Genomic DNA, 10,236 nt, shown 5'->3' on the forward strand with positions numbered 1-10,236 from the left:
GAAGACTACTGCCTGCCTCCGACGGCCCCCGCGTGCCGCGCCCATCCGAGTCAGAGGAAACGCGTCGGCAGCGCGGGCTCGCCCTGCGACAGCTTGAGTCCTTCCCACGGCAGGCTGACGAGTCGTTGCGCGAGCAGTGCCCGAGCGTCGTGCAGGCTGCCCAACCCGTCCACCTGCTCGCCGGCGCGCACCAGCGGAATGCTGAGCTCGGTCGCGACCAGCCCGTCCTCGATCGGTGGGGTGGTGCCCTGCAGGAACACGATCTCCTCGACGGCCGTGCCCGTGGTTCGCGAGGTGCGAACAGCGGACTTGGCGCCGCCACGCGACTCCTTGTGGCTGCTGCGTTTCGCGACCGGCCGTCCGTCGACGGTCACGAGTTTGTAGACCATGCCTGCCGTCGGCGCGCCGGATCCGGTGACCAGCGAGGTGCCGACGCCGTAGGAGTCCACCGGTTCCGCACGCAGGGCGGCGATGGCGTATTCGTCGAGGTCGCCGGAGACGACGATCTTGGTGTTCTTCGCGCCCAGGTCGTCGAGTTGCTGGCGCACCTGCCTGGCGAGCACGCCGAGGTCACCGGAGTCGATGCGCACTCCGCCCAGCGCGGGTCCGGCCACCTCGATGGCGTTGGCTACGCCCTGGGTGATGTCGTAGGTGTCGACGAGCAGGGTGGTGGAGACTCCCAGCGCCCGCACCTGTGCGGCGAACGCTGCTTTCTCGTCCGGTCCGTTCTCGTTGTTGTAGAGCAACGTGAACGCGTGCGCGGACGTGCCCGCTCCGGGAATGCCGTGACGTCGGACCGCTTCGAGATTGGACGTCGCTGCGAAACCTGCGATGTACGCGGCGCGCGACGATGCCACCGCTGCTTCCTCGTGGGTGCGCCGTGATCCCATTTCGATCATGTGCCGCGATCCCGCGGAACTGACCATGCGCGCGGCGGCGGAGGCGATGGCACTGTCGTGGTTCAGGATCGACAGTGCGAGGGTTTCGAGGATCACGCATTCGGCGAAGGTGCCCCGGACCGAGAGGATCGGTGAACCCGGAAAGTAGAGGTCGCCTTCGCGGTAGCCGTCGACGTCACCGGTGAATCGGTAGTTGCGCAGCCATTCCAGCGTGGAAGCGTCGAGGAACGTGCCGAGCACCTCCAGCTCCTCCTCGCCGAACCGGAACCGGGTGAGTGCACCGAGGAAACGCGCCGTACCAGCGACGACGCCGTAACGCCTTCCGCCCGGAAGGCGCCGGGCGAACACCTCGAAGCTGCACGGGATGTCGGCGGTGCCGTCGGCCAGCGCAGCCGACAGCATGGTGAACTCGTACTGGTCGGTGAAGAGTGCGGCACTGCGGATGCTGTCCGTTATGTCCGGGCCGTGATTCGATGCGGTAGGCACCTGCTCAACATTACGAGGCGCGGGGGCGACGGTGTGCAGGTTGCCCCCGTCGTCGTAGTCTGTTGGCATGGCTTCATCGACGGCTGAAGAATTCGTGGGCATTGTCGACGAGGCGCCGACGCTGGCAGCCTCACCTCAGGCCGTGCCCGCCGAAACCGAAGCCCGGTCGACGGACGAGGCTCAGGACGTTCCGTGGGTGACCATCGTGTGGGACGACCCGGTGAACCTGATGCACTACGTGACGTTCATCTTCCAGAAGCTCTTCGGTTACAGCAAAGCCAAGGCAACCGAGCTGATGATGCAGGTGCACTCCGAGGGCAAGGCAGTGGTGTCCAGCGGCGAGCGCGACAAGATGGAGGCCGACGTCCGCAGGCTGCACGCAGCCGGGTTGTGGGCCACCATGCAGCAGGACAAGTGACCGGCTTCTACGACAAGGACCTCTGACCAAGTGCGTACGTGGAGCAGGAAGAACACACTCTCCGGTGTCAAGATTCGCTCCGAGATGGACCCGCGGGAGGCGACGGTTCTGCGGTCGCTCGTGGGATCGGTCGTCGGGCTGCTGGGTGATCGTGCGGCCGCTGCGCCGACCGACGAACTTGCTGCCCTGACCGGATTGCGGACCGGACACAGCACCCCGCCGGAGGATGCGGCGCTGGCTCGACTGCTCCCGGACTTCCATCGGGACGACACCGACCCGTCCGGTTCGACCAATCTCAACAGTGCTCTGCGTGGACTGCACGAGCCGGAGATCATCGACGAGAAACTGCGCTCGAGCAGCGTCATTCTCGACACTCTCCCCGCGTCGGGCGGAAAGATCCTTCTGACGCCGGAGCAAGCGGATGCGTGGTTGATGGGCCTCAACGACGTAAGGTTGGCGCTCGGAACCACCCTGGGTATCGACGCGGACACCCCGGAGGTTCTCGACGAGGGCGATCCACGAGCTCCACACCTCGACGTCTACCACTGGTTGACCTGGATGCAGGATTCCCTCGTGCAGGTCCTCACCCCGTAGGAGCGCTCGGCGTGCCTGGTTCCCCCGGTCCTCGTGACTCTCTGACCGATGTTTCGGGACTGCTCGTCGGTCATCATCACGAACTCGATCCCGACGCCACCCTCGGAACGGGCGCAGCCACCGGCTGCACCGTCGTCCGAACCCTCGGTGGTGCCGTCGCAGCGGTCGACGTTCGCGGAGGCGGGCCAGGGACCAGGGAGACGGACCTCCTGGACCCGAGTCACTCCGTCCAACAAGTCAATTCGGTGCTCCTGACCGGTGGCAGTGCCTACGGCCTCGCCGCAGCGGACGGAGTCATGCGATGGCTGGAAGAACACGGCCACGGTATCTCGATGGGCACCCCCGATCAGGTGGTGCCCATCGTTCCTGCCGCCGTCATCTTCGATCTGCCCGTCGGTGAGTGGTCGACCAGGCCCACCGCCGATTTCGGGTACCGAGCGGCCGCAGCAGCGGCGACCGACTTCGAGACGGGGTCTGTCGGCGCAGGCGTCGGAGCGCGGGCCGGAGTTCTCAAGGGCGGCGTCGGGACGGCCAGCACCGTCATCGAAGGAGGGCCTGCCGACGGAGTCACGGTCGCCGCGTTGATCGTCACCAACCCGGTCGGATCCGTGTTCGACCCGCGCACCGGCCTGCCGTGGGGCGTCGGCTCGCTGGGCCCGCAGGCCTTCCGTATGCGCAAACCCGACGTGCACGAGCTGTGGAACGCGAATGCGCTTGCGCCGAAGGGGACGGCGTTGAACACCACCATCGGTGTCGTAGCGACCGACGTCGAACTGTCCGCCGGCTCGTGCAAGCGAATTGCTGTCGCAGGTCACGACGGTTTGGCGAGGGCGATTCGCCCTGCCCACTCGCCTCTCGACGGCGACACGATCTTCGCGCTGTCCACGGGCACACGATCCGTCGTCACCGAATCGTCGCTGCCCACGGCGTTCAACCGGGATCTGCCGGTGCTCGACGCGGTGTCCTCGGTGGCGGCCGAGGTCGTCGAGCGGGCGATCGTGCGTGCGCTGCTCGACGCCACGTCGGTGGCGGGCATTCCGACCTACCGTCAGATCTTTCCGTCGGCATTCGAGTCCTGACCGGCGGTACGCTCGAAAAAGCGACATACCTCCCGCGAAAGGCGCCAGCGATGAGCACGAACCCGTACCTGCCGGCTCCGACCCCGAAGCGCCCGTTGTGGCAGTCGGCGGCCATGTACACCGGTGGATTCGTACTGTTGCTGTGGGTGGTGGAAGTAGTCGACGTTCTGTCGGGCAGTCGTGTGGAGACCGCCGGGATCAACCCGCGCACCGGCGACGGTCTGTGGGGGATTCTGTTCGCGCCTGTGCTGCACGACGACTGGGCGCATCTGATCGCCAACACGGTTCCGATCGCGGTGCTCGGCTTCCTCGTCCTGCTGTCCGGAATCGGCAGGGGACTGGCGGCGACGGGCGTGATCTGGGTGATCGCCGGCGTCGGGACATGGTTGATCGGGGGCAGCAACTCCAATCACATCGGTGCGTCCAGCCTGGTATTCGGCTTCTTGGCCTACCTGCTCGTTCGTGGGTTCTTCACCCGGAACCTGGGTCAGCTCGCCATCGGCGTCGTCGTGTTCGTCCTGTACGGCAGCGCTCTGTGGGGCGTTCTGCCCAGCACTCCCGGTGTGTCCTGGCAGGGTCATCTGTTCGGGGCTGTCGGCGGAGTCGTCGCCGCGTGGCTTCTGTCCGCGGACGCCCGCAACGCCCGCAAACAGAGGTCGGTCGGCTCTTCCCGACAGTGAAGTTCGGTAACTGTGACCGACGACCTTTCCGGTCTCGTCAGTGAAAACCGCCGATGCGTTTCTGCCACGGGCGCCGACGTGGCAGCATGACAATCATGCGTATTACCGTGCTGGGATGTTCGGGCAGTGTGTCCGGACCCGATTCCCCCGCGTCGGGTTACCTCCTCGATGAACCGGACACGTCGCCCGTCGTCCTGGACTTCGGCCCCGGCGTACTCGGCGCACTGCAGCGGTACGCAGACCCGGGCGACGTCAGCGTGTTTCTGTCCCACCTGCACGCGGACCATTGCCTCGACGTACCTGGCTTGTTGGTGTGGAGGCGCTACCACCCCAACCCGCCCGAGGGGCGCGCCGTCGTCTACGGGCCCAAGGACACAGCGTTCCGCCTGGGTGTCGCCTCCGCCGAATGTGGGGGACAGATCGACGACATGTCCGACACCCTCGACCTCCGCCGCTGGGCCGACGGGCGCACCATTCGTCACGGACAACTGTCGGTGACGACCCGGCTGGTCTACCACCCTCCGGAGTCCTACGGAATGCGCATCACCACCGGCGCGGGCAAGATCTTCGCCTACACCGGAGACACCGGAATGTGTCAGGCAGTGCGCGACGTCGCTCAGGGCGCGGATGTGCTGCTGTCGGAAGCGTCGTGGACGCACAGCCCGGACCGCCCGGTCGGAGTTCACCTTTCGGGAACCGAGGCAGGTCAACTCGCCCGCGACGCAGGCGTCGGCGAACTGCTGTTGACCCACATCCCACCCTGGACATCCCGCGAAGACGTGATCGCCGAGGCGAAAGCCGAATTCAGTGGGCCCGTGCATGCCGTCTCACCGGGAGATGTGTTCACCGTCTGACGCGCTTTTCAGGCTGATCAGCCAAGCCGGGAGTGGAGCCTGCGGAATGACCCATCTGAGCCGGGAGTGGAGCCTGCGGAATGACCCAACTAGTCTGGCTGTGTGTCGAGACGAGAAGACGGAAGAGCTGACGACGAGCTTCGGACCATCAAGATCACGCGGGGGTTCACGAGCAATCCTGCGGGTTCGGTGCTGGTGGAGTTCGGTAACACGCGGGTGATGTGCACGGCCAGTGTCGAGGAAGGTGTTCCGCGCTGGCGCAAGGGCTCCGGGCTCGGGTGGTTGACGGCGGAGTACGCGATGCTTCCGGCTGCGACGCACACTCGCAGTGGCCGTGAGTCCGTGAAGGGCAAGGTCGGCGGTCGGACCCAGGAGATTTCTCGACTGGTCGGTAGGTCGTTGCGCGCGTGCATCGATCTTGCCGCGATCGGCGAGAACACCATCGCTCTGGATTGCGATGTGCTGCAGGCGGACGGTGGCACGAGAACCGCGGCGATCACGGGAGCGTTCGTGGCGTTGTCGGATGCGGTCACGTACTTGCGTGCTGCGGGGCGTCTGGCTGATCCGCAGCCCATTTCGTGTGCGATCGCAGCGGTCAGCGTCGGCGTCGTCGACGGCCGGGTTCGGCTCGATCTGCCGTACGAGGAGGATTCGCGCGCCGAGGTCGACATGAACGTCGTCGCCACCGATACGGGCACGTTGGTGGAGATTCAGGGGACGGGCGAGGGTGCAACGTTCCCTCGTTCGACGCTGGACAAGCTGCTGGATTCGGCGTTGGACGGCATCGAGAAGTTGTTCGAGGTACAGAAGGCCGCGCTCGCCGAACCGTACCCGGGTGAGCTGCCGGAGCCCGCCGTCACCGACGCGCCGAAGAAGAAGTTCGGTGGCTGAGTCGACACTGCTGGTCGCCAGCCGCAACGCGAAGAAGCTGCGCGAGCTGCGTCGGGTGCTCGATGCGGCAGGCGTCTCGGGAGTCGAGTTGGTCGGTCTGGACGAGGTACCGGAGTTTCCGGAGGCACCCGAGACGGGCGCAACCTTCGAGGAGAATGCGCTCGCCAAAGCGCGTGACGGTGCTGCGGCAACGGGATTGCCTTGTGTCGCGGATGATTCGGGTATCGAAGTCGATGCGTTGAACGGGATGCCGGGTGTTCTGTCGGCGCGATGGTCGGGTGTGCACGGTCAGGACGACGCCAATACCGAGTTGTTGCTCGCGCAGCTTGCCGACGTTCCCGACGAACGCAGGGGAGCGGGCTTCGTGTCGGCGTGCGCTCTTGTCGTTCCTGGCGGTTCCGAGTCCGTCGTCCGGGGTGAGTGGCGTGGTGTGATCGCGCGAAGTCCGCTGGGTGAGAACGGTTTCGGTTACGATCCCGTGTTCGTGCCGGAGGGCGACGGCCGCTCGGCAGCCGAACTGAGTCCGGAGGAGAAGGATGCGGCATCGCATCGCGGGCGGGCTCTGGCTTTGTTGATTCCGGCACTGCAGCAGCTCGGCTCGTAGGACACTGATGGCCGTGAAGCGCACGGTCGTGACTGTCTTGACGTCGGTTGCTGCGCTGTGGGCGGCCTCGTCGGGTGGCGCTGCATCCGCGGCGCCGTCCGACTCGTTCTCCGAGGCGTTGCTGTTCTCGGCGATTCATCCGGAGGCGTCGCTGCCCGAGGTCAACGACTTCTCGTGCGTCCCGTCGTCGTCGCATCCGGAACCGGTGGTTCTGGTGCACGGTTTTCTCGAGAACTCGTTCGCGAACTGGGCGTCGCTCGCTCCGCGCCTCGTGGCAGGTGGATACTGCGTGTTCGCGCTGAACTACGGTGCGCGAGAGAGTATTCCCGTCGGCGGGTTCGACTCGATCGAGGACAGTGCTGAGGAGCTCTCCGCGTTCGTGGACGAGGTCCTGGTCGCCACCGGTGCGCAGAAAGTCGCGATCGTCGGACACTCCAAAGGCGGAACGGTCCCGCGGTATTACGTGCGTTTCCTCGGTGGGGCTGATCGCACGTCGAAGATTATCGCGCTGTCCCCGCCGAATCGGGAGTCGACTCCGCGGAACGACGACATCTCGGGTGGTTCGGGGCAGGTGGAAATTCCGGCGTTCGGACCACCGGTCGACGACGCCCTCGCGCGGATCAACGTTCCCAGCGACACCGTGCCCGGGGTGGAGTACACCGTCGTCGTCACTCGGTACGACCAGGTTGTTCCCTATACGGCGTCGTTGCTGCAGGGCGAAGGCGCTCGCAACGTGATTCTGCAGGATCTGTGCCCAGCCGACACGGTCGACCACACAGGGATTTCCTACGATCCGGTGGCGCAGCAGGTGGTGCTCGATGCGCTTGCCGGCGTCGATCCGCGGAGCGTGACGTGTTGAACGTCAGAGGGCGAAATCGGTCTTGACCTGCTTTGTCCTGATGTGCTCGACGTAGAACGACAGGAACGGAATGGTGCCGGCAAGCAGGGTGCCGATGGTACGGCCGGCAGGCCAGCGGACCCTGATGGCCAGATCGACGGTGAGGATCAGGTAGATCAAATACACCCAGCCGTGCACCACGGCAATCCAACTGGGAACGTTCTCGACCTTGAAGATGTACTTGGCGACCATCTCGCCGGTGAGCACGAGCAGCCAGATACCGGTGATGTACGCCAGGACGCGGTAGCGCAGCAGAGCCGACGCGATCTTCTTCTTCTTGTCGGCGGTAACGGGCTTCGGTGCTGCTTGGCTCACGGTCGTCGTGCTCCTGTCTTCACTCGCGGGAGCGGTCGAGCCCGGCGAGATAGGTGTTGTATTCGAGAAGTTGCCGAGCCTCGACGTCGTCGATGTCGTCCTCGGTGTAGGTGGGGCGTTGAGGGAGCAGGTCCGCGGGTATCTCGCGAACGACGTCCTCGGTGGGAGCAACCTGGTCTTCGTCCTCCGCGGCCTCGGCATCGCCTTCGAGCTGGACGAACCTGCGATAGGCGTAGATCACGAACGCTGCGAACAGGGGCCATTGGAACGCGTAGCCGAGATTCTGGCCGTCGCCACCGACGGATTCGAACCGTTCCCACTGCCACCATCCGAGAGCCAGGCATGCGACCGCTGACACGAGAACCAGCGCAATGAGCGCCGGTCGATGGTGAGAGCGAGATTTTGCCACACCACGACGTTACCCGAGGCTCTACTACTCGAGGTAGTTAGGGATCTGCCGATCGACCGGAGATGGTGGTGCGCGAGGGGGGACTTGAACCCCCACGTCCTGAGACACTGGAACCTAAATCCAGCGCGTCTGCCAATTCCGCCACTCGCGCGAGTGCTCGGCAAGTCTACAACGCGGTGGTTGGAGTATCCGCAAGCGCATGAAAGCTCCATTCATGCCGTCTGGGCGCTCCGATGGCGCACTCATGCGATCGAGGGCCGGGAAACCAGAGCGTACAGCGTACTGTTCGACGGGTGGCCGGAAAGAACGAGACGGGTTTCGATCCTGCGCGCACGCTCGGATTGTTGTGGCGAGTGGGCGCGAAGAAGAGTAGGACAGGTCTGACGATCGACTCGATCGTCGATGCAGCGGTCTCGATAGCCGATTCCGAGAGCCTCGACGCGGTGTCGATGCGGCGGATCGCGGATCGGCTCGGTGTCGGGACGATGTCGCTGTACACCCATGTTCCCGGTCGAGAAGACTTGGTGGACTTGATGATCGACCAGGTGCAGAAGGGCCTGTACTCGGCTCTCGACGAGCCGGCGTCGTCGGGTGACTGGCGCGCCGGGTTGCGGTTCGTCGCCGAGCAGAACTGGCACCTGATCCGCCGGCATCGGTGGGTTCTCGATGCTCAGGGTGGCCGGGCTGTGTTGGGTCCCAACGTCAGTGACAAGTACGAGGCCGAACTTCGGGTCCTCGATGGGATCGGTCTCACGGACGTACAGATGGACTCGGTGCTGACGTTGGTGCTCAATCATGTTGCGGGTAGCGCACGGGTGCTCGCTCAGGTCGATCGAGTGCGCGAGGACTCCGGCATGACGGACGAACAGTGGTGGTCTGCGACTGCTCCGGTTCTGGAATCGGTGATGGATCCATCCCGGTACACGGTGTCGTCGCGGGTCGGGACCGCCGCAGCGATGCATCACGAGGCTGCGAGCGATCCCGTCCACGAGTGCCGGTTCGGTGTCGAGCGAATTCTCGACGGTGTGGCCGTGCTGATCGAAAAGGGTTAGACAGCAGCCTTTTTCGTCGACGAAGCGCGGCGGAGCTCACGCCACAGGGCGTGTCGAAGTGTCTGTGAATCCGTGCCGAGTTCCTCGGCGGCGCGCCTCGTCAACTCGAGCATTCCGCATTCGTCGACCTGTTCGCCGATGGCATTCGACACGAACTGCACGAGCAGCGAGTCCTCGGAGTCTCGAACGCCGACGAGGTACACCAGGCTCCGCCAGGTCTTGAAACCGATGCCGGTGACGGACGTGAATGCCTCGGCCTGGGCCGAATATCGGTGGCGGTCGGCGTCCGCATTGGCCAGGTCCTTCGAACCGGTGACACCGATCCCGATCAGAGTTGCGGCGGCCTTTGCGGCTGCCTCCGCTTTGGTGGTGGAGTTTCCGGCAACACGCTGGCGGTTGCCCAGCACGTCGTCCAGATCGCCGGTGTCGTCGACGAACGATGCAAGGAACGAGAGATCGTCGAGCGGGCCGTCGCCTCGGTGCGCACGCCACCGAGCGATGACGCGACGTACGCCGCTGGTCTCTCCGCCGTAGCTCGCCCGGGCTGCGAACACTGCGTCGAGCAAGGCGGCCTCGATTTCACCCTCCCAGCCCGGGAACCAATAGGGCGACGCGTCCCGAGACAACGTCGTGTCGATGGCGGCGACGAGGGCAGCGACCTCGTCCTGCTGTTCGCCGAGTGCTTCCCGCGCGACACGGTTGTCGTCGGTGCCGTGTGAATGGATATGTGTAACTGGTGAATACATGAACCCCCCTGTTGGTTGCGTGGCGGGGAAGGTACAGGGCTGCTCCGACAATTTCGGGTGCAGCGCGTGGTGTGGTCAGGCTCACATAACGGAATGATAACGATTGACATGAGGATTTCCTCATGTTTTCTCGCTGCTCATCGGCGCGCTGCCTGCACCGATGTTTGTTACTGGCGAGTTGGACGATCGGTACGAAAACTGCAGTTCAGCTGCTTACTGGCGGGTAGCAGTAGGACGTCATACGAAACGTGAGGATTTCCTCATGATTTTGTGTCAACCTTGTTCTCACGCGGATAGAGCCACGTCGAAAG

Annotated in this window: 13 protein-coding genes and 1 tRNA gene; 9 read left to right on the forward strand and 5 right to left on the reverse strand. The window is 64.8% G+C overall.

The genetic code is table 11. The features are described from left to right. Nucleotides 1-50: 50 nt before the first annotated feature. Nucleotides 51-1,487, reverse strand: coding sequence for a nicotinate phosphoribosyltransferase (locus CH292_RS17705; protein ID WP_094655355.1), 1,437 nt, complete (start codon nt 1,485-1,487; stop codon nt 51-53). Between CH292_RS17705 and clpS the strand changes: the two genes are divergently transcribed. The 8 genes from clpS (at nt 1,453) to CH292_RS17745 (ending at nt 7,364) form a co-directional block, all read left to right on the forward strand. Continuing rightward, the gene (clpS, locus tag CH292_RS17710; protein ID WP_170947459.1) at nt 1,453-1,803 is read left to right on the forward strand and encodes an ATP-dependent Clp protease adapter ClpS; all 351 of its coding nucleotides are present in this window, start codon (nt 1,453-1,455) and stop codon (nt 1,801-1,803) included. The genes CH292_RS17705 and clpS overlap by 35 nt on opposite strands. A 30-nt stretch (nt 1,804-1,833) precedes the next feature. After that, nucleotides 1,834-2,397, forward strand: a complete 564-nt coding sequence (locus CH292_RS17715; RefSeq protein ID WP_037141377.1) for a DUF2017 domain-containing protein — start codon at nt 1,834-1,836, stop codon at nt 2,395-2,397. 11 nt (nt 2,398-2,408) lie between these two features. After that, nucleotides 2,409-3,476, forward strand: a complete 1,068-nt coding sequence (locus CH292_RS17720) for a P1 family peptidase (protein WP_019664968.1) — start codon at nt 2,409-2,411, stop codon at nt 3,474-3,476. 50 nt (nt 3,477-3,526) lie between these two features. Continuing rightward, a complete protein-coding gene (locus CH292_RS17725) occupies nt 3,527-4,156 on the forward strand; it encodes a rhomboid family intramembrane serine protease (protein WP_037141382.1) in 630 nt (209 codons plus the stop codon). A 95-nt stretch (nt 4,157-4,251) separates the two neighbouring features. Beyond that, nucleotides 4,252-5,010 (forward strand): cyclic nucleotide-degrading phosphodiesterase, encoded by a 759-nt coding sequence (locus tag CH292_RS17730; protein ID WP_026347764.1) that lies wholly within the window; start codon nt 4,252-4,254, stop codon nt 5,008-5,010. Between the two features lie 102 nt (nt 5,011-5,112). After that, entirely contained in the window at nt 5,113-5,901 is a 789-nt protein-coding gene (gene rph / locus CH292_RS17735) for a ribonuclease PH (RefSeq protein WP_019664965.1), read from the forward strand. Continuing rightward, the gene (gene rdgB / locus CH292_RS17740; RefSeq protein WP_019664964.1) at nt 5,894-6,505 is read left to right on the forward strand and encodes an RdgB/HAM1 family non-canonical purine NTP pyrophosphatase; all 612 of its coding nucleotides are present in this window, start codon (nt 5,894-5,896) and stop codon (nt 6,503-6,505) included. The genes rph and rdgB overlap by 8 nt, the downstream gene beginning before the upstream one ends. A 7-nt stretch (nt 6,506-6,512) precedes the next feature. Continuing rightward, a complete protein-coding gene (locus CH292_RS17745; RefSeq protein ID WP_094655356.1) occupies nt 6,513-7,364 on the forward strand; it encodes a triacylglycerol lipase in 852 nt (283 codons plus the stop codon). A gap of 3 nt (nt 7,365-7,367) precedes the next feature. Here CH292_RS17745 and CH292_RS17750 read toward each other — a convergent pair whose 3' ends face one another. From CH292_RS17750 to CH292_RS17760, 3 genes are all read right to left on the reverse strand, one after another. After that, the gene (locus tag CH292_RS17750; protein WP_094655357.1) at nt 7,368-7,718 is read right to left on the reverse strand and encodes a DUF3817 domain-containing protein; all 351 of its coding nucleotides are present in this window, start codon (nt 7,716-7,718) and stop codon (nt 7,368-7,370) included. A 19-nt stretch (nt 7,719-7,737) separates the two neighbouring features. Continuing rightward, a complete protein-coding gene (locus CH292_RS17755) occupies nt 7,738-8,127 on the reverse strand; it encodes a transcriptional regulator (RefSeq protein ID WP_179277991.1) in 390 nt (129 codons plus the stop codon). Between the two features lie 66 nt (nt 8,128-8,193). Continuing rightward, a tRNA-Leu gene (locus tag CH292_RS17760) sits at nt 8,194-8,278 on the reverse strand. A gap of 142 nt (nt 8,279-8,420) precedes the next feature. Here CH292_RS17760 and CH292_RS17765 point away from each other — a divergent pair. Then, nucleotides 8,421-9,179: a TetR/AcrR family transcriptional regulator gene (locus tag CH292_RS17765; protein WP_094655359.1), complete on the forward strand. Its 759-nt coding sequence runs from the start codon at nt 8,421-8,423 to the stop codon at nt 9,177-9,179. On the opposite strand, the gene CH292_RS17770 is transcribed toward CH292_RS17765, so the two are convergent. Then, nucleotides 9,176-9,925: a hypothetical protein gene (locus tag CH292_RS17770; RefSeq protein WP_094655360.1), complete on the reverse strand. Its 750-nt coding sequence runs from the start codon at nt 9,923-9,925 to the stop codon at nt 9,176-9,178. The two genes, CH292_RS17765 and CH292_RS17770, sit on opposite strands and share 4 nt — an antisense overlap. Nucleotides 9,926-10,236 lie beyond the last annotated feature (311 nt).

The organism is Rhodococcus sp. 14-2470-1a, assembly GCF_002259425.1.
In the GTDB taxonomy this organism is placed as follows: Bacteria; Actinomycetota; Actinomycetes; order Mycobacteriales; family Mycobacteriaceae; genus Rhodococcoides; species Rhodococcoides fascians_E.